At 64.2% G+C, this 19,475-nt stretch carries 15 protein-coding genes; 13 read left to right on the top strand and 2 right to left on the bottom strand.

All coding sequences use genetic code 11. The annotated features are described in order from the left end of the window. Window positions 1-130: 130 nt before the first annotated feature. The 4 genes from Q9K01_RS10265 to Q9K01_RS10250 are packed head-to-tail and all read left to right on the top strand — an operon-like array spanning window position 131 to window position 5,071. Entirely contained in the window at window positions 131-1,171 is a 1,041-nt protein-coding gene (locus Q9K01_RS10265) for an N-acetyltransferase DgcN family protein (RefSeq protein ID WP_305930157.1), read from the top strand. Then, complete coding sequence (locus Q9K01_RS10260) at window positions 1,168-2,307, top strand: YkvI family membrane protein (RefSeq protein WP_305930156.1); 1,140 nt, start codon at window positions 1,168-1,170, stop codon at window positions 2,305-2,307. The genes Q9K01_RS10265 and Q9K01_RS10260 overlap by 4 nt, the downstream gene beginning before the upstream one ends. After that, entirely contained in the window at window positions 2,304-3,881 is a 1,578-nt protein-coding gene (locus Q9K01_RS10255; RefSeq protein WP_305930155.1) for a serine hydrolase, read from the top strand. Before Q9K01_RS10260 ends, Q9K01_RS10255 begins: the two co-directional genes overlap by 4 nt. Next, complete coding sequence (locus tag Q9K01_RS10250; protein ID WP_305930154.1) at window positions 3,878-5,071, top strand: dipeptidase; 1,194 nt, start codon at window positions 3,878-3,880, stop codon at window positions 5,069-5,071. The genes Q9K01_RS10255 and Q9K01_RS10250 overlap by 4 nt, the downstream gene beginning before the upstream one ends. 36 nt (window positions 5,072-5,107) lie before the next feature. Here the strand turns inward: Q9K01_RS10250 and Q9K01_RS10245 are convergent, their stop codons facing one another. Continuing rightward, a complete protein-coding gene (locus Q9K01_RS10245; RefSeq protein WP_305930153.1) occupies window positions 5,108-5,569 on the bottom strand; it encodes an Lrp/AsnC family transcriptional regulator in 462 nt (153 codons plus the stop codon). Between the two features lie 125 nt (window positions 5,570-5,694). Here Q9K01_RS10245 and Q9K01_RS10240 point away from each other — a divergent pair, with 125 nt between their 5' ends. Further along, on the top strand, window positions 5,695-6,744 hold the full coding sequence (locus Q9K01_RS10240; protein ID WP_305930152.1) for a Glu/Leu/Phe/Val family dehydrogenase: 1,050 nt from the start codon (window positions 5,695-5,697) through the stop codon (window positions 6,742-6,744). 17 nt (window positions 6,745-6,761) lie between these two features. After that, window positions 6,762-7,094: a hypothetical protein gene (locus tag Q9K01_RS10235; protein WP_305930151.1), complete on the top strand. Its 333-nt coding sequence runs from the start codon at window positions 6,762-6,764 to the stop codon at window positions 7,092-7,094. A 241-nt stretch (window positions 7,095-7,335) separates the two neighbouring features. Here the strand turns inward: Q9K01_RS10235 and Q9K01_RS10230 are convergent, their stop codons facing one another. Beyond that, entirely contained in the window at window positions 7,336-8,388 is a 1,053-nt protein-coding gene (locus Q9K01_RS10230) for a TetR/AcrR family transcriptional regulator (protein WP_305930150.1), read from the bottom strand. Between Q9K01_RS10230 and Q9K01_RS10225 the strand changes: the two genes are divergently transcribed. The 7 genes from Q9K01_RS10225 (at window position 8,348) to Q9K01_RS10195 (ending at window position 19,402) form a co-directional block, all read left to right on the top strand. Next, on the top strand, window positions 8,348-10,645 hold the full coding sequence (locus tag Q9K01_RS10225; protein ID WP_305930149.1) for a TonB-dependent receptor: 2,298 nt from the start codon (window positions 8,348-8,350) through the stop codon (window positions 10,643-10,645). The genes Q9K01_RS10230 and Q9K01_RS10225 overlap by 41 nt on opposite strands. 149 nt (window positions 10,646-10,794) lie before the next feature. Further along, the gene (locus Q9K01_RS10220; protein WP_305930148.1) at window positions 10,795-12,399 is read left to right on the top strand and encodes a carboxylesterase/lipase family protein; all 1,605 of its coding nucleotides are present in this window, start codon (window positions 10,795-10,797) and stop codon (window positions 12,397-12,399) included. Further along, window positions 12,396-13,976, top strand: coding sequence for an AMP-binding protein (locus Q9K01_RS10215; RefSeq protein WP_305930147.1), 1,581 nt, complete (start codon window positions 12,396-12,398; stop codon window positions 13,974-13,976). The genes Q9K01_RS10220 and Q9K01_RS10215 overlap by 4 nt, the downstream gene beginning before the upstream one ends. After that, on the top strand, window positions 13,973-15,643 hold the full coding sequence (locus tag Q9K01_RS10210; protein WP_305930146.1) for a carboxylesterase/lipase family protein: 1,671 nt from the start codon (window positions 13,973-13,975) through the stop codon (window positions 15,641-15,643). Before Q9K01_RS10215 ends, Q9K01_RS10210 begins: the two co-directional genes overlap by 4 nt. A 22-nt stretch (window positions 15,644-15,665) precedes the next feature. Beyond that, the gene (locus tag Q9K01_RS10205) at window positions 15,666-17,006 is read left to right on the top strand and encodes a spinster family MFS transporter (protein ID WP_305930145.1); all 1,341 of its coding nucleotides are present in this window, start codon (window positions 15,666-15,668) and stop codon (window positions 17,004-17,006) included. A 1-nt stretch (window position 17,007) separates the two neighbouring features. After that, entirely contained in the window at window positions 17,008-18,579 is a 1,572-nt protein-coding gene (locus tag Q9K01_RS10200; RefSeq protein ID WP_305930144.1) for an FG-GAP repeat domain-containing protein, read from the top strand. Window position 18,580: 1 nt separating this feature from the next. Beyond that, complete coding sequence (locus Q9K01_RS10195) at window positions 18,581-19,402, top strand: SDR family NAD(P)-dependent oxidoreductase (protein WP_340324266.1); 822 nt, start codon at window positions 18,581-18,583, stop codon at window positions 19,400-19,402. The last annotated feature ends 73 nt before the right edge of the window (window positions 19,403-19,475 follow it).

Raw genomic sequence — 19,475 nt, 5'->3', positions numbered from 1 at the left:
ACGCCCCCTCGACAGAGGGCCTCAGCATCTCCGCGATCTCGTCATCGCTTGCGCCCCTCGATCGACCCAGTTTCGAATGGGGTGTGTCGATTGCGCCCGCCTTTACCGCTTGCACCGGAACCTAGCCATAATGAACGCTCCTCTTCCGCTGGTTTCCGAGAGTCTGGTCGTGCCGCAACCCTATCTGCTGTTTCTCGGCGACACCACCGAGGCCAGCTTCGCGAAGACCGCCTTCGGCCTCGCCCATTGGGCCCCCGATCAATGCGTGGGCGAAATGGCTCTGCCGGGGGCTACGGTAACGACCGGGCTCGCGCGGATCACGCCAGCCCAAGCCCGGGATGCTGGCGCTCAATCGCTCGTTATCGGAGTCGCCAATCAGGGCGGGGTGCTTGGCGCAGGCTGGATCGAAGCGCTGGTCGACGCGATGGATGCAGGGCTGCATATCGTCAGCGGCCTGCATGTTCGCCTGTCGAGCGTGCCCGCCCTCAAGGAAGCCGCGACGCGCAACGATCGCCGCCTGATCGACATTCGCACTCCGCCCGCGGACCTGCCGGTCGGAACCGGCCGTAAACGCAGCGGGAAGCGGCTGCTTACCGTCGGTACCGATTGCGCGCTGGGCAAGAAATACACCGCTCTGGCCCTATATCACGCCTTTACCGGTAGAGGACTCTATGCGGATTTCCGGGCGACGGGGCAGACCGGGATCATGATCGCCGGCGGCGGAATCCCGATGGATGCGGTGGTATCGGATTTCGAGGCGGGGGCGGCCGAGGTATTGAGCCCCGATGCGCCGGCGCAGCACTGGGACCTGATCGAGGGGCAAGGTTCGATCTTCAATCCCTCCTACGCAGCCGTCTCGCTCGGCCTGCTGCATGGCAGCCAACCCGATGTGTTCGTCGTCTGCCACGACCCGACGCGCAAGACGATCCTCGGCCTGGAAGGATTCGATTTGCCGACGATAGAGGAGGTCATCGAGATGACCATCCGCCTCGGGAGCCGGACCAATCCGGCCATCCGTTGTGGTGGCGTCAGCCTCAACACCTCGAGCCTGAGCGATGGCGACGCCGAGAAACTCCTTGCGGATGAAAGCGCGCGTCTCGGCATGCCGGTCGCCGATCCGGTTCGGGGCGGGCCGGCGTTCGAGGCGCTCGTGGACGCCTGCCTCGCATGATCGACAGCGATCCCCGTGCAAGCAGCAGCTGGTTTCAGCGTTTCCTCTTGCCCGGCTTCGCGCTCAAGGCGGTCATCATCGGCGGCGGCTATGCAACGGGTCGCGAACTTGCCGAGTATTTCATCCCCTCGGGCCCCTGGGGGGGATTGGCCGGGATGCTCTTCGCCACAGCGATATGGAGCCTGGTCGCCGCGGTGACCTTCGCGATGGCGCGCGAAATGCATGCCTATGATTACAAATCCTTCTTCCGCGGGTTGCTCGGCCCGGCCTGGGTGCTGTTCGAGATCGCCTATCTGATCTTCGTGGTGCTGATAATCGCGGTGTTCGGCGCTGCGGCGGGCGAGATCGGCGCGGCGACTTTCGGCTGGCCCGCAGTCGTCGGATCGGTCCTCCTGGCGGTGACCATCCTTGCGGTTGTCTCCTTCGGGACCGCGGCGGTCGAGCGTTTGTTCCGCTACGCCTCCTTCCTGATCTACACTGTCTATGCGCTGTTCCTGATTGTCGCGCTGGCCACGTTCGGCGACAGGATCGGCGAGGGCTTTTCCCAATCGCCTCCGCCGCTCGACGGCTGGCTTGCAGGCGGGCTGACCTATGCCAGCTACAATATCGTCGGCGCGGTCATTATCCTGCCGGTGCTGAGGCATCTGACCAGTCGGCGCGATGCGCTTGTGGCCGGGGTCATCGCGGGCCCGCTGACGATGCTTCCGGCAATTCTTTTCTTCGTGGCGATGGTTGCCTTCTACCCGGAGATCGGCAGCGAGACGCTTCCCTCCGACTTCCTTCTGCGCCAGATGGCCATTCCCGGCTTCGCGGTGATCTTCCAACTGATGATCTTCACGGCTCTGCTCGAAAGCGGCGTCGGCGCGATCCACGCGGTCAACGAACGCATCTCCGGCGCGTGGGAGGCCCGCGGTCGGTCCTCACTGGGGACCCTGGCGCGGGCAGCGATCGGCGCCGTCATCCTGACCGGCTGCATGGTCGTCGCCGCCGAGATCGGTCTCGTTGACCTGATCGCCAGCGGTTACCGGTTCCTCGCCTGGCTGTTCCTCGCCGTCTATGTCGTTCCGCTGCTGGCTATCGCCTCCTACCGCCTGCTCGCCCGCCGCTCCCTGCAAAGATCGGAAACCTCGATATGAAACCTCTCCATCTGCTCGCGTCCGCTGCGCTTCTCGTCTCTCCGGCTGCAGCCTGGGCCGAGCCTCCGGAGGGCTTTGTGCAAGAGGTCGAGACGCTTCGCGAAGAGATCGGAGCACCCGGCATCGCCATCGCGATCGTCGAGCAGGGCGAGACCACGCTGGCCCGCGGCTGGGGCGTGCGCAAGCTGGGCGAGAGCGCGCCGGTGGACAGCGAGACGCTGTTCCAGACCGGTTCGACCGGAAAGGCCAAGACCGCAGCGGCGCTCGCTATTCTCGTCGACGAGGGCAAGATCGGGTGGGACGATCCGGTTATCGACCATATGCCGTGGTTCCGCATGTACGACCCCTGGGTCACGCGCGAAATCACGATCCGCGATCTGCTGGTTCACCGCAGCGGGTTGGGTCTGGGTCAGGGCGATCTGCTGTTCGTCCCCAGAAGCAGTCTCACGCGCCGGGAAACCGTCGAGCGCGTCGCGTATCTGAAGCCCAAAACCAGCTTCCGCGCAGCTTATGCCTATGACAACATTCTCTACGCTGTGGCGGGGCAGCTTATCGAGGAAGTGACCGGGCAGAGCTGGGAGGATTTCATTCGCGAACGCGTGCTGCGCGCCGGCGGAATGGACAATGCGACCAGCGAGAGCGAGAACCGCTTTCGCATCCCCAACCGTTCTTACCCCCACGCGCGCCTGAACGGTCCCTTGCGCGGGCTCGGCGATCAGCAGGTGCTCGACGAACGCGACGAGCTGGGCCGCAGCGCAGCCCCGGCGGGCGGCCTCGCTCTTAGCGCGGAGGACATGGCGGCCTGGTTGAAGATCCAGCTGGCGCATGGCGCGTTGCCCGGGGGCGGAAGGCTCTTCAGCGAAGAGCAGGCCCGTGAAATGTGGGCGCCCGTTACGGCGATGCCGAACCAGACGCTACCGGAGCAGTTGAAGCCGGCCGAACCCACCTATCGGTCCTACGCCCTGGGCTGGCAGGTCCAGGACTATCGCGGCCACCGGATCATTTCGCACGGTGGCGGCGTGTTCGGCTCGATCACCCGGGTGGTTATGATCCCCGATCTCGATGTCGGCTTCGCGATCATGCTGAACTCCGAAGAAAGCGGCATGCTGCTCGGTCTGACCTACGACCTGCTCGATCACTACCTTGACGAACCCGATTTCGACTGGACGACGAAATGGCAGGACTGGTTCGAAGAACGGCTGGAGGGCGGGAGGCAGTTCCTCGAGCAGGCCGGGGCGACGCCGGTCGATGTCGGACCTTCGCTCGACCCGTCACGCTATGCCGGACGCTATCGCGATGCCTGGTACGGCGATGTGGTGATCGGCGAAGATCAGCAGGGGCTGACGATCGACTTCACCACCACCCCGCGAATGGCTGGCCGGCTCGAGCATTGGCAGTATGATACCTTCAAGACGGTCTTCGAGGATTCCGCGATCGAACCGGCCTTCGTCACCTTCGCGCTCGATGCCGATGGTGCGGTAGCGAAAGTATCGATGAAGGCGGTCAGCCCGATCGCGGATTTCAGCTGGGATTATCGGGATCTCGATCTGGCGCCGGTCGGAGAAACGGAATGAGAACTATCGCCGCCGCATGCATCGCGACGCTCGGCCTGAGTGGCTGTGCTCCTACAGTGACGCAGGGTCCTGCGGATATTGCGGGGCTTCACCGCGACCTGCTGGTGCTCGACACCCATCTCGACACGCCGATCAATTTCGGTCGCGCCGGCTGGGATTTTTCCGCGCGCCATGACGTCGCGAGCGAAATTGCCCAGGTCGATCTGGGGCGGATGGCCGAGGGGCATCTCGATGGCGGGTTCTTCGTCATCTACACCGAGCAGGGAGCATTGACCCCTGCCGGCTATCGCGAGGCACTGGCTTTCGCGCGCGAGCGTTCCGATGCGATCGATCGCGAAATCGGTGGCCATCCGGAGATGATTCGGTTCGCGCGGAGCGCCGACGAAGTCGAGGCCCTGGCGGCTGCAGACAAGCTGATCGCGCTCAAGGCGATCGAGAACAGCTATCCGCTTGGCGAAGACCTGTCGCTGCTGCGCGAATTCTACGATCGCGGGGTTCGCATGGCAGGTCCGGTCCATTCCGGCACCAACCAGTTCGCCGATGCCGCGGGCGGCGAGGCCAGATGGAACGGGCTGAGCCCGCTCGGCCGCGCCTGGGTAGCGGAAATGAACCGCCTCGGCATGGTGATCGATGCCAGCCACTCTTCGGATGCGGCTTTCGACGAGATGGTCGCTTTGTCCAAGACCCCGCTGGTGCTGTCGCACAGCTCGCCAAGGGCGGCGTTCGATCACCCGCGCAATCTCGACGACGCGCGAATCCGGCGCCTTGCGGAAAGCGGGGGCGCCATGTGCATGTCGACCGTGTTCCTCAGCACCATGAACATGACCGAAGAGCGCGGGCTCCTGTTCGGTCGCTACGAAGGCATCGCCGATCTCTCAGTCGCGGAACAGCAGGAGCTGAGCCGCCAATGGCGCGCGCTCGACAAGACCGAGCCGATGTGGGCCACCAGCTTCGAGCAATATATGGATGCTCTCTTGCAGCTGATCGAGGGAGCCGGAGTGGATCACGTCTGCTTCGGTGCCGACTGGGACGGCGGCGGAGGGATCCAGGGCCTGGAAGACATCACGGCATTGCCGGTAGTGACTCAACGCCTGCTCCAGGCGGGCTACAGCCGCCGAGACATCGAGAAGATGACCAGCGGCAATGTCCTCCGGCTGATGCGTGCGGCGGAAGCGGCTCGCGAACTGTAAGCTTGCCCGGGCCGGGAACCGCTCGCGGCACGCGGATCATATCGGCAGTTCGTTGCTCGACTTGATCTGCGACAGCGCGACAGTCGAGTTGATCTCCTGAACCCCTGGCAGCTTGCTGAGGCTGTCGAAGAAGAACCGCTCATAGGCGTCGATATCTTCGGCGACGATGCGCAGCATGAAGTCGGTCGTGCCCATGAGCACATAGGCATCGAGAACCTCGGGGAAGGCACCGATCGCCGCGCTGAACTCGTCGAGATTGGCGCGCCCGTGGGCGTTGAGCTTCACCTGCGCGAAAATATGTGCATTCAACCCCACCGCGCGCCGATCGACGAGCGCCACATGACCCAGGATTACCCCGTCGCGCTCCATCCGCGATATCCGGCGCCAGCAGGGCGAGGGCGAAAGCCCGACCTTCTCGGCGATCTCTGCCGTGGTTTGTTTGGCGTTGCGCTGGAGCTCGCGGAGAATTTTCTTCTCGTAATCGTCGAGCGGGGTCAAAATGGTCTCCTAGGAAGCTGATTCTGGTAAGCATAACCGCAAACCTTAGCCAATCCATCAAAATGAGACAGGACTTTCCTGCTGCCGGGATCGATAATGCCCGCAAGCCAATCAGGAGGGTTTCGATGAAAAATCATACGCGGGATGAACTGGATACCGAGTACTTCGTACTCCGCGACGAAGAGGCGGGACTGGATGGCGTAATCGCCCTGCATTCGACGGCGCTCGGGCCGGGTGCAGGCGGCTGTCGCTTCTGGCACTATCCCTCGCGCGAGGAGATGACGGTCGATGCAGCGCGGCTGGCGCGCGGGATGACCTACAAGAACGCGCTCGCCGAGCTCCCGTTGGGCGGAGGCAAGGCTGTGTTGCGGGTCCCCGAGGGGCAGTACGACCGGGAGAAACTGTTTCGCGCTTTCGGCCGCGAGGTGGAGAAGCTGCGCGGGCGCTATCTGACCGCCGAGGATGTCGGTACTTGCGTGACAGACATGGAAGCCATTTCGTCCGAGACCAAGCATGTGGCGGGGCTCGCGCAGGTGCCCGGTCGGCCCGGCGGAGATCCCTCACCCTGGACGGCGCGGGGCGTGTTCGGGGCGATGAGATATCTTGCGCTGGAGCATCTGGGGCGCCCGTTGGCGGATTGCACTGTCGCGATCCAGGGCGTGGGCAACGTTGGGGGTGCGCTGGCACGCCTGCTCCATGCGGGCGGTGCGAAGCTGATCCTGGCCGATACCAATTCCGAGCGACTGGCTGCCCTAGCCACTCAAACGGGCGCAGAAGTGGCAGCCACAAGCGATTTCTGCAGCATCAAGGCAGACATCCTCGCGCCCTGTGCGCTGGGGGGTGTGTTCGGCGAAGCCAGCACGGCAAGGGTGAGGGCCAAGATCGTCTGCGGCGCCGCCAACAACCAGCTAGTGTCGGAGCAGGACGGAGTCCGCCTCGCCGAGCGCGGCATCCTCTACGCCCCCGACTGCGTGGTCAACGCCGGCGGCATCATCAATGTGGCGGCCGAACATCTTGGCTGGGATGAAGCCGAAGTGGTCCGCCGCGTCGACGGAACGGCGGAGCGACTCGCGCGGGTGCTGGCTCGCGCAGACCAGCTCGACGTCGCGCCGAACCTGGCCGCCGACGGTCTGGCCCGGGAGCGGGTGCGACAAGGTACCGCTCTGGCGGCCTGACCGGTCGGCGGTGAGGCATGTCGCAAGCAGAAAAGGTCAGGCTGCTCGAGGTCCGCGGGGCACGGGGTCTGGAGATGCCGCTGCGCGTTCTCGGTCTGGTTTCCCAGCTGGGGCTCTGTCCCGATCGCATCGCGATCGCGAGTCGCCCGGAAGAACAGTCGCTGGAAGCGCTGCTGCGGGTGTCGGGAGCGCGGGGCGCGCTCCTGGTCGAAAAGTTGAGTGCGATGGTGCTGGTTCGCAGCGCGATGCTGTCAGAGACTGAAGCGGACATTCTCGCCACTCACTCTGCAATCTCTTTCTATAAATCGAGCGGTCCGGTCAAAGCAAAGGCGATGGCTGGTAAGGAATAGCGGCCAGGAGCGGCTACAGGATTCGTCCTCGCAAGCCGGCCCATCCCTTCGGCTACTGCAACGCTCGCCCGAGTTGATCCGCCTCGCGCGATGATGCCCGTTTGCTTCGCGCTATCGTTTGCGGAAGCTGTCGGCGAGTTGGACGACGATATTTTGCGATCCGCAAGCCCACAGAGCATCTACGCCCGACGCGCCACCACGGTAGTCGCCCCATGGGGGCTTGCTCTCGATAGCCACACGCTCAGCTATGCTGCGGTCTGCAGATCTCGTAAAAACCTGCAGCCATGAACCGGGCCAATCTGTCCTTGATTGCCTCGAAATCGTCCGATTTGCAAAGGCCGTCGGACAGCTTGTCGATCCGTCCCGTGCGAGCGAGGGTAAGCATGAGCGCACCCGATACGAAATGAAAACCCCAGAATATCTCGGCCCGGTCGCATTCCGGCATCGCGCGCTCCAGAAGACCCGTCAGTCTCAGGACGACCGGGTCGAACCATTTGTCGAACATCTCCGCGCCCCATTCCGGAGTGCTGGCGACCAGGGCAGCCATCGTTCCGGCGTGGCGCCAGCCTGGACCGCCTTCGTATAGATCGAGGTTGGTATCCAGAAACGCGCGCAAAGCGCCTTCGACCGTCACATTTTCGCCCGCTTCCTCATCGTACTTCTCCAGCGCCTCCATGCGAACCCGGTTCGCTTCGATGGCACGGCGGGCGAAAACCTCGTCGAACAGGGTCTGTTTGTCGCCGAAGTAATAGTTCACCAAAGTGTGATGCACGCCGATCTCGGCCGAGACGTCCTTGAGGGCAACACCGTGAAAGCCGCGGCGGGAAAACAGCATCTCCGCAGCATCGAGCATTTGCTCGGTGGTTTCGGCCCGGCGCTCCGCCTTGGTTTGCGCTTTGGCCGGCTTGCTCTTCTTCGATGCCAATGAACGGACTCCTGTAGTTCCCGATGCGAGCGAATGCGGACATCGCATTCGATCCCGCATGACTTGCTCGCTCAACCGCTGCGCGCATGCGGGCGGGCTGGGTCGAACATTATCCAAAACGTGAATAACCGCAAGCCGCGTCTGATCGTCGGAAATCAAGCGATTGCAGAGGTTCCGTCGGCGCGGCGATGCTTGCGCGACGGCAGGATAGACAGTTGCATTCAAAACATTCACGCTCGCAAGAGTGAATGTTGACAACCGCGCGAACGGTGGTAGGCAAGCGGGCAGGCGGAACCGAAAAATCCGTGATGAAAGCAGGGAGAGAACCATGAGATCGCATTTTGCGGCGACCGCTTCGGCGTTTGCCATCGTGCTGGCGGCCAGCCCGTCCTACGCCCAGGAAGCGGACGCCCCCGACACCGAAGCCGACACGATCGGCGAGATTTCTCCCGCCGGCGACGACCGCAATGATGTCATCATCGTCACCGCAACCCGCCGCGAAGCCGATGTTCAGGACGTCCCGCTCAGCGTCAGCGTCTTCCAGCAGGAAGAACTGACCGCCAAGGGCATCGTCGGATACGAGCGGCTCGCGCGCGAAACGCCGGGCGTGGTGCTCAACCGGCCGACCCAGAACTTCAACAATTTCACCGCCCGCGGGATTTCGACCAATGGCTACAGCGCGGGTCTGCAGGCCCCGGTGGCTATTTATATCGACGAACTGCCGATCTCGGCGAACGGCAATTCGACGATCCTCGATCCCAACCTCTACGACGTTCAGCGGGTCGAATTCCTCCGCGGCCCGCAGGGGACGCTGTTCGGTTCGGGTTCGCTGGCCGGCGCGATGCGCATCATCACCAATGCGCCCAATCCCAACGAGTTCGAGGCATCCGCGCTCGTCGATCTTGGCTACACCGAGAATGGCGGAATCCGGCAGCGCTACAATGCGATGGTCAACCTGCCGATCAAGCGAGACGAGGCCGCTCTGCGGCTGGTCGGTTTCTACAAGAACGAGGACGGCTGGGTCGACAATATCGGCACTGGCATCGACGACGCCAACTCGTTGAGCAATTACGGCGTACGGGCGTCGTTCATGGTCGAACCGGCGTCCAATTTCTCGGTAAGGATTACGGGGAACTACGAATACAGCAAGCCCGCCGATTCCGGCCTGACCAACCCCGATCTGGGCACGTTCGTCCGCAGGACCGACCGGCCCGACCTCTTCCAGAGCGAATTGAGCAATCTCAACGCCACTGTGGTCTGGGACATGGGCTTCGCCGAGCTCACCAGCTCCAGCACTTTTGCGGATATCAACGGTGCCTTCATCGTCGATCTGGCTGGCACCTTCAACCAGACCCTCCCCTTCGCATTGGACGCGGTCGGTTACGATACGATCTTCGTGCAGGAAACCCGCGTCGCATCGGCTCCGAACGACGGCCCCTTCGACTGGATCGTGGGCGCATTCTATTTCGACAAGCGGCGCGACGTAACCTTCGATTACCGATCGTCGCTCGAATTTCTCAGGGAACGCAACCTTACCGGTCTGCCTGACGAATACTACCAGCGCTTCGCCAATTACACCGACATCACAGAGAAGGCGGTCTTCGGCGAGGCGACATTCCGGTTCTCCGATAGCTTCTGGCTGACCGGCGGACTCCGTTATGGCGGCACCGAGGTGCAGACGATCACCCGCGGCGGGGGCTACAACAGCAATTACCTGACCGCGGCGATTTTTGGCCTGCGGAACTTCGCGCTGACCGTTACGCCCATCGCCCCGGAGGTGGGTCTCGAGGCCAGCGACAGTCAGCTGAGCTGGAAAGCCAGCGCCTCGTTCAAGCCCAGCAACGACGTGACGACCTACGCAACCGTTTCGACAGGGTTTCGGCCGCCGGTAGTCAACGCGCGAGCAGGCCTCGCGAGTACCGTCGATCCGACCGATATCATCATCCCCGCCGGTGCATCCTCCGACAAGCTCACCAATTACGAGGTCGGCATCAAGAGTTCGCTGTTCAGCGGTCGCCTGATCGCGAACGTCGCGGCGTTCTACATCGACTGGAACAATATCCAGGTGCAGGCCAACCGGGTCTCGGATTCGATCCAGTTCGCGACCAACATCGGCGGCGCCGTCAGCAAGGGTATCGAGCTCGAGTTCATCGCCCGCCCGACCGACCAGCTCCGACTGTCTGCCAACGGCGCATATATCGACGCGAAGATCGATACGCTTTCAGCCGAAGAGGCTGCCATTTCCGGTGCCGTCGACGGCGTCCGCCTTGCCGCCCCCAAATTCTCGGGCTCGGCTTCGGCAACCTACACGGTGCCCGTAGGCGACACCGAAGAAGCCTTCGCCACCGGAAGCGTGTCGTACGTCGGATCCTACCCGGGATTGTTCCCCAACGTTCCCGGACAACCCGGAGTCCAGTCGCCGCAATACGACGTGACCGAAGCCTATACCTTCGCCAATTTTTATGCGGGGGTACGATTCACGCGCGACTTTTCGGTGACGGCCTATGTCGAGAACGTCTTCGACAATGACGCGATCACCTACGTCCATCCCGAAGCTTTCCTCGATGGTCGCTACGCCCGGCTTCAGCCCCGAACCTTCGGAGTGCGTACGAGTCTGGCGTTTTGAAGCCGGGGGTCCTCGCCGCCGGGATTGCTCCTGGCTGCGAGGACTTTCCGAATAGCAACGCTACGCACCGGAGATACGAGCACATGAGGTCGCCAGGTTCCATTTTTTCGCTGTTCGCAGCAGGTCTGCTGACGAGTTCGTGCATGTCGATGGCGGAGCAACCGTCCGTCGCAGGCCACGACCAATCCGTGGTGGCCGCACCCGCCGGGGCGCTTCAGGGAAGGATTGCTGGCGACATCCGCAGTTTCAAGGGTATTCCCTTCGCCAAGCCACCCGTCGGCGTTCGGCGTTGGAAGCCGCCGGAGAAGCTAGCGCCGTGGTCCGGCATCAGGGATGCAGGCGAGTTCGGCAATTCCTGCGTCCAGTTGGAGGCGAACCCCTCCGCCAGTTCGATCTATGCGGACGATCCCGCCCCGGCGGGCGAGGATTGTCTGACCCTCAATATCTGGGGCGATGTCGCGGCGCGCGACGCGCCGGTCTTCGTGTGGATCCACGGCGGTGCGCTGGTTTCGGGCGGCTCGCGGTTCGGCATGTACGACGGAGAAAGTCTGGCTCGTAAGGGTGTGGTCTACGTCTCGATAAACTACCGGCTCGGCCCGCTCGGCTATCTGGCGCATCCCGAACTCAGCGCGGAATCCGAACGTGGAATATCGGGCAATTACGGCCTTCTCGACCAGATCGCCGCACTGCGCTGGATAAAGGCCAATATCGCCGCGTTCGGCGGAGACCCCGAACGCGTTACGATCGCGGGCGAATCCGCGGGCGCGCTCAGCGTCCTCTACCTGCTGGCATCTCCGGAGGCGCGCGGACTGTTCCAGCGGGCGATCTCGCAAAGCGGCTATTTGATTTCGAGCCCCGAACTGAACCGGACCGCGCATGGGCATCCGTCGGCTGAAGCGGCGGGACTCTGGCTGCAGAACAAGCTCGGAGCGCAGGACATCGGCGAGTTGCGGGCGCTGGATGCGCAAACGCTTACCGACGAGGCGATAGCGGCCGGCTATCTCACCTGGGGCACGATCGACGGGACGGTCTTGCCGCGCCAGACGGTCGAGACATTCGACCGCGGCGAGCAGGCGCGCGTGCCGCTGCTGGCCGGCTTCAACAGCGGTGAAATCCGCAGCCTGCGACGTCTGCTTCCTCCGCCGCCAGACAGTGAGCAGGAGTACACCGATGCGATCGCCGGGAGCTACGGCGATCTCGCCGACGCCTTTCTCGAATTGTATCCTGCCAGCGACATCGACGAGAGCATGCTCGCTGCGACGCGCGACGCAATGTACGGCTGGACCGCCGAGAAGATGGTCGAAAGCCAGGCGGAACTGGGCGAGCCATCCTATCTCTATCTGTTCGACCACGGCTATCCTGCCGCCGACACTGCCGGGCTGCGCGCCTTCCACGCGTCTGAAATCCCGTACGTTCTCGGCAATGTCGATCACGTAACCACAGCCTGGCCCGCCATTCCCGCTACTCCCGCCGAACGCGAATTCGCAGCCACTCTGCTCGAGTATTGGGCCGCGTTCGCAAAGGACGGCAACCCCAACGCGGCTGGCGTGCCCGAATGGCCGGCCTACGGCGATGCGCGCTCCATGATGGTGTTCGACGACGGCACCCTCGTCCGGCGGGGAGGGATCGGCGCCGCCTTCGATCTTCAGGATCGACTGGTGTGTCGCCGGCTCCTTGCAGGCGATCTTCCCTGGCACTGGAATGTCGGCATTGCTTCGCCTGAAAATCCCGGGCCCACTGGGCGCTGCAAATGATCCACGGCGCGCTTCAAGACTATCCGCTCACGCTAGAAAAGATCATCGGGCATGCCGCGAAGTGGCACTGCGACAAGCAGGTCGTAACGGCGAGCGGCTCTGGTTGCGATTTCGGGCTTGGCTATCGCGACCTCGCGGCCGGGGCCAAGGGGATTTCCGCCGAGCTGCGCGAAGTCGGTCTCGTTCGTGGCGAGTGCGTCGCGACTCTCGCGTGGAATTCGGCGGAACACATGGCGTGCTGGTATGCGATCATGGGAATCGGTTCGGTCTGCCATACGCTCAATCCGCGCCTGTCGGCCGATGCGCTGGCGTCGATGCTGCGCCAGTCGCAGGCGAGGATCATGGTCGCGAGCTTCGATCAGCTTGCGCTGGCTGAGCAGGTCGTTGCGCAGGGCACGATGCTGGAGACGCTGTTCGTGATAGACGGCTGGGACGAAATTCCCGCTTCGCTGGCTGCTGCGGTCCGCGTGCAGCGGTTGGGCGAGAGACAGGACCTTCCCGGCATCGAATGGGGCGGTTTCGACGAAAACCTGCCCTGCGGCCTATGCTTCACATCGGGTACGACCGGGTCGCCCAAGGGCGTCACCTACACGCATCGCGGCAATTTTCTCCACACCCTGCGGCAGCTTCAGGCTGATGTGTCCGGGATTACCGAACGCGACGTGGTGCTTCCCGCGGTCCCCATGTTCCATGCGAACGCCTGGGGGCTGCCGTTTTCCTGCCCCGCGGTGGGAGCCACGCTCGTCCTCCCCGGCCGCAACACCGATGGGGCGAGCCTCGCGCGTCTCATCGTCGAACATGGCGTCACTATCGCGGCCGGCGTGCCGACGGTGTGGCTGGATTTGTTCGACCACCTCGATCGCGAAAGGATCGAGGTTCCGTCGCTGCGCCGGGTGATGGTGGGCGGCGCTCCCATGCCGGCTGCCTTGAGCACAAGGATCTGCGATCGCGGTGTCGAGGTTCAGCAAACCTGGGGGATGACGGAAATTTCGCCGCTCGGCACTGCGACGCGCCCTGAGCACCAGGCCGATTCCGGCAATTCGGGCAGCCCGGCGCTCGGGATCGACCTCCTGCTGTTCGGCCATGACGGGGAGCCCCTCGACAGTCAGCGCGAGCAAGAGGGCAGGCTCCACGTCCGCGGCCCCTCGGTGGTGGAGCGGTATTTCGGGCAAGAGCAGGCGGCCACGAGCGACGGGTGGTTCGATACAGGCGATCTCGCGGTGATCGACGAATGCGGGGCGCTGCAGATCACCGGGCGAACCAAGGATCTGATCAAGTCGGGAGGGGAATGGGTCAACCCGGTGGAGATCGAGGGGGTGGTCGGTTCGCTGCCGCAGGTCGGCAAGGTCGCGGTTATCGCGCGGACGCATCCCAAATGGGGCGAGCGCCCCGTGATGGTCGTCGAGATCGCCGAGGGTGCCACTATCGCCGACGATGATCTGCTCGACCCGCTGCGCCGGCAATTTGCCAGATGGTGGGTGCCCGACGCTGTCATCCGGGTGGCGCAGATGCCGCTCGCCGCCACCGGCAAGATCGACAAGCGGGAATTGCAGAACCTGTACGGAGTTCCGGCATGACGATCGGCACGACATGCCGGGGCAAAATGTCGCTGCTGGGCCTCGCACTTGCACTGGCGGGGTGCGCCCATTCGAGCTCGCCGATCGAGGCGGCCTCCGGTCCCGAAGTCGGCATCGAACCAGGCGCGCTGCGCGGGATCGAGAATTCGGGAATCCGCAGCTTCAAGGGCATTCCCTATGCCGCCGCCGCTGTGGGCGAACGGCGCTGGAAGCCGCCGCAAAGGCCGGCCTCGTGGACCGGCGTTCGCGATGCGCGGGAATTCGGGCCGGCCTGCATCCAGCCGCCGGTGCCCGCGCGGAGTATCTACAACGACCCGCCCGCCGCGACATCCGAAGATTGCCTGAGCCTCAACGTCTGGTCGCCCGCGGATGCGCGAAGGGCACCGGTGATCGTCTGGCTGCACGGCGGCTCGCTGCGTATCGGCGTATCCAGCCTGCCGCTCTACGACGGCAACAACTACGCCAGCCGCGGGGTGGTCTTCGTTTCGGTCAATTACCGGCTGGGGCCGCTCGGCTGGTTGGCGCACGAGGAGCTGAGCGGGGAATCCCCAGCGGGAATTTCGGGCAATTACGGTCTGCTCGACCAGATAGCGGCGCTCGAATGGGTGCGCGACAATATCGCCGCCTTCGGAGGCGATCCCGCGAACGTTACCGTGATGGGAGAATCCGCCGGTGCGCTCTCCACCACCTATCTCATGGTCTCTCCGCAGGCTCGCGGGCTGTTCGGCAAAGCGATTATCCAGAGCACCAACGTCCGCAGCTTCCCGGAGCTGTCGCAGGACGATAACCGAACGCCTTCCGCCGAACGGATCGGCGCGGAATTGCTGTCCGATCTTGGCGCGTCCGACATCGCCGCGGCGCGCGCACTCGAGGCGCAGGATCTGACCGAGCGGGCCACCGCGGCAGGGTTCATTCCTCAAGGCACGATCGACGGGGTGGTCCTGCCGCGCCAGCTGGTCGATATATTCGACAGCGGCGATCAGGCTCGCGTCCCCGTGATCGTCGGTTTCAACGCCCACGAGTTCCGGCCCGAAGGCGGCCCGGGGCCCCGGATGCCGTCATCGCTGAAAGAATACGAAGAGCGCATCGAGAGCATCTACGGCAATCTCGCACCCGAATTCCTGCGGCTCTATCCGGCGGGCGAGGGTGCGGACGCACTGCTCGATGCCGCCGGCGACGGCATCTTCGGATGGTCGGGCGAGCGCATCGCGCTGAGCCAGCGCGACCTGGGCCTGGAATCCTATTTCTACATCTTCGACCATTGCTACCCTGCTGCCGAACGGCGCGATCTGTGCGGGTTCCACGCCAGCGAACTGCCCTTCTCCTTCGGCAATCTGGACGCCGAGGCGCTGCCCGACCGCTGGCCGGTGCCTGACGGTACCTCCGATCGCGCGGTGTCGGATGCGATGCTCGACTACTGGACCAGCTTCGCGGCGAGCGGCAATCCCCATGGCGAGGGTCTTCCGGACTGGCAGGCCTACGGGTCGCAGCAGAACTACCTCCGCTTCGTCGATACGCCTGTCGCCGGGCGCGATCCCAGGCCAGGCATGTTCGAACTGCACGAGGCATTCAGCCGCCGCCAACGCGAGCTGGGTCGCTCATGGGGTCAAGCGATCGGCCTCGCGGCGGAGCCTGAAGAGCCGTCTACCACACGGATAAAACAATGATCGTATCGGGGAGGAGCATTCGATGACACAGGCAACCGCAGCGCTACCGGAGGCCGTCGCCCCGTCCGGGCCGAACCCCTATGCCAAGCCTTCCTACCGCTATTTCGTGCTGGCGGTCCTGACGCTGGTCTATGCGCTCAACTTCGTCGATCGGCAGCTGCTCGTCATACTGCAGGAGCAGATCAAGGCGGAACTGCTGCTCTCGGATACCCAGCTCGGGCTCCTGTCGGGCTTCGCCTTCGCGCTGTTCTACGTCTCCTGCGGCATCCCGATCGCCCGCTGGGCGGATCGCGGCAAGCGGCGCAGCATCGTCGCACTCGCGCTGACCGTCTGGAGCCTGATGACCGCGGTGAGCGGTCTGGCCCAGAACTATCTCCAATTGCTGACGGCGCGGATCGGCGTGGGCGTCGGCGAGGCCGGCGGAAGCCCGCCCTCGCACTCGATGATTTCGGACATCTTCCGCAAGGAGGAACGGGCGACAGCGCTGTCGATCTATTCGATCGGGATCTACATCGGCATTCTGCTCGGCTTTGCACTGGGCGGCTGGATCGCCGAGACGTTCGGCTGGCGCACCGCCTTCTTCGTGGTGGGCCTGCCCGGAGTGGCGGTGGCGATCTTCCTGCGTCTGACGGTCAAGGAGCCGGTTCGCGGCTGGTCGGAAGGCCGCGAAAGCGACACCGCGCCGCCGCCGCCCTTCCTCGAAGTGGTTCGCTTCCTGTGGTCGCGCCGGTCGTTTCGGCACCTCGCCCTCGCGGGAAGCCTGCAGGCGCTGGTCATCTACGCCATCGGCAACTGGCTGCCGTCCTATTTCCTGCGCAATTTCGAGATCGGTCTGGGCGAACTCGGGGTGTGGATGGCGCTGACTGCCGGCTTCGGTGGCGGCGCAGGCTCCTTCTTCGGGGGCTGGATGACCGACCGGCTGGGGGTGCGCGATGCGCGCTGGTATGTCTGGGGCCCGGCGATCCTCCTGCTCGCCGTGACTCCGATCCTGCTGGTCATTCTGACGACCCCGACGCTCACCCTGGCGCTGCTGCTCACCGGCGCGTTCCACTTTCTCTCCGCCTCCTATCTCGGCCCGGCGTTGGCCGTGTCGCACGGACTGGTCGGGCTGCGGATGCGCGCGCTGACTTCGGCGATCTTCTTCTTCTTCATCAATCTGATCGGTCTGGGCCTCGGCCCGGTGATCGTCGGCTTCCTGAGCGACCGCTTCGCCGCCCAGGGCGTCGAGAATCCGCTGGCCTTGGCAATGATGCTGACCGGCTGCGTCGCCTCGCTGTGGGGCGGCATGCATTACCTGCTGGCTTCGCGATCGATCCGCGCCGACCTCGATGCAAGCCCCTCCAGCGAGCCGATCGCCCTCTGACATGCGAAAGTGCCCGAAAAGCACGATCGGTATCGTCAAGGCTGCGGCGACGGCCTTGCTTGTCGCGAACCCCGGAGCATTGCTCGCTAATCCTGTTCCGCTGCCGACCGTTGCGGAGACTCCGACCGATGCACAAGCCGCCGACGGCACCTACATCTCGTGGCGCGAGCATCTGATCGACGACGAGATGACGAATGGCGGCGTGCCGCTGAGGGGTGGCGACGGGCTGGTGGAAGGCGATATCGATCGCGACGGCTTCACCGACATCGTCTCGGTCCACGAGGATTCGAACCATTTGCGTATCGCCTTCGGGAGCGCCGACCCCGACGTCTGGACTTTGATTACCGTCGCAAGCGGCGCGGTGGTCGGGGCGATCGAAGACGTTGCCGTGGGCGATCTCGACGGCGATGGCTGGCCCGATCTCGTCGTCGCCTGCGAGGAAGCGCATCTCGCCTACTTCCGCAATCCGGGACCCGACGCGCGGTCGGCCGGATGGGAATCGCATATCCCCGAGGCCTCCAGGGGCCGAGGATCCTGGCTGCGGGTCTTCATCGCCGATGTCACCGGCGATGGGCGTCTCGACGTCCTGGCCGCGAACAAGGGCGGCAGCGACATCATCGATCCCGATGCTCCGCGCGCGGATCGCACGACATCCCTGTTTACGCTCTCGGGTGACCCTCTGCTCGATGCGAACTGGCACGAGCAGGTCCTCTTGGCGCGAGACGTTCCCAACACCGCGATGCCCGTCGATATCGACAACGACGGCGATATCGACGTGCTTGCGGCGGCCCGTATGGAGCAATTGGCCTTCATCCTCGAGAACCGCGGCACCGACAGAAACGGCAGCGTCGAGATCGCAATCCGACCCATCGAGATCGATCCGGACGGCTCGCCCTGTTCGATCATGACGACCGCCTTTCAGTCGGACTTTGCCGACATGAACGGCGATGGACGCCTCGATCTGGTGGTCGGGGTGAGCGAACACTGCGGCGATCCCCGCGCACCCAACGGCGTGCCTGCACTGGGCTGGTTGCAGCAACCCGCCTCGCTCGCCCAGCCGTGGAGCTATCACCGGATCGGCGATATCCTGCCCGACATGGTGATCGGCATCGAACTCGCCGACTTCGACGGCAATGGCGACCTCGATGTCGTCACCGGCGCCTATTCCGGCCTCAACATAATCGCTGGCGGCTATTCGGATGCCGAGCGAGATTTCGACAGCCCAACGGTCACGCCCGATTCCAGCGTCGGGCGGATCGCTTGGTTCGCGAACCCGGGCGTTGGCGGCAGCGAGTGGGTTCGTCACGACGTCTCCCGCCGGGTGCGAGGCATGTACGACGCCTTTATCGCGCGCGACCTGGACGGCGATGGGGATCTGGATCTCGTCACGACGCGCGGCAACAGCGGACAGTTCGACGGAGTGGGATGGCTCGAACAGGTGCGCAGCGCCGAGCCAGTGCGCGCATTTTCTCCCGCCCGCACGAGCGACAGCCGGGCTCTGCCGCTTCCTCCGCGAGACTGGCTGGACCGCTACGCCGAGGCGAACACTCTCGTGGCGCCGAACAGGCGGTAGCGTGCTGCCGAGGGATCGCAAAAGCATCGACGCAAGAACGGAAGACGGAAGCTCAGTGCACCATCAGTCTCTTGAAGGGCGAACCTGTCTGATCGCTGGCGCGTCGTCAGGGATTGGCGCGCATTTGGCGCAACCGATGGCAGCGGCGGGGGCGAATGTCGTGCTTGCCGCGCGCCGGACCCGACTTACCGAAGAGATTGCGCAAGCCATTGCCGAGGACGGTGGAGCCGCAATCGCGGTTCCGATGGACGTGACGGACGGCACGTCGGTCGCCGAGGCGTTCTCGCTGGCGGAAGATCGCTTCGGCTCGGTCGATACCGTAGTCGCGAATGCCGGGATCTCACGCTACGGACGCTCGATCGAAGTGGCCGAAGCGGAGGTTCGGCAGGTCATCGACACCAATTTGCTCGGCGTTCACCTCACCGCATCCGAAGCGGCCCGCCGCATGATCGCTGCCGGGAGTCGCGAGACGGGCGCCGGAAGGATCGTGATCATCGGATCGATCACTGCGCAGCTTACCGGACAGGGCGATGCGGCATACGCGGCCAGCAAGGCGGGCGTCGCGCATCTTGCGCGACAGTTTGCGCGCGAGTGGGTGCGGCTGGGGATCAACGTGAATACCGTCCAACCCGGCTATATCCGTACCGAACTGGTCGGCGACTGGTTCGATTCCGAGGGCGGCCGGGCCCAGATCGCCGGATGGCATCGCCGCCGGATCATGGCGATCGACGCCTTGGACGAGATGGTGCTTTACCTTTGCTCGGACAGAGCAGCGCATCTCACGGGTTCGACCATCACCATCGACGACGGCCAGTCGCTCTAGCCGGTGCAATCGGACAGTGCTGCGGAGCCGCGGTCCCGGCGAACAGCAAGAAGCGCCCGCGTCTTTCGCGAAG

The sequence above is a fragment of the Qipengyuania benthica genome, from assembly GCF_030717865.1.
Lineage (GTDB): Bacteria > Pseudomonadota > Alphaproteobacteria > Sphingomonadales > Sphingomonadaceae > Qipengyuania > Qipengyuania benthica.
This window is presented reverse-complemented; position numbering and strand designations above follow the sequence as displayed.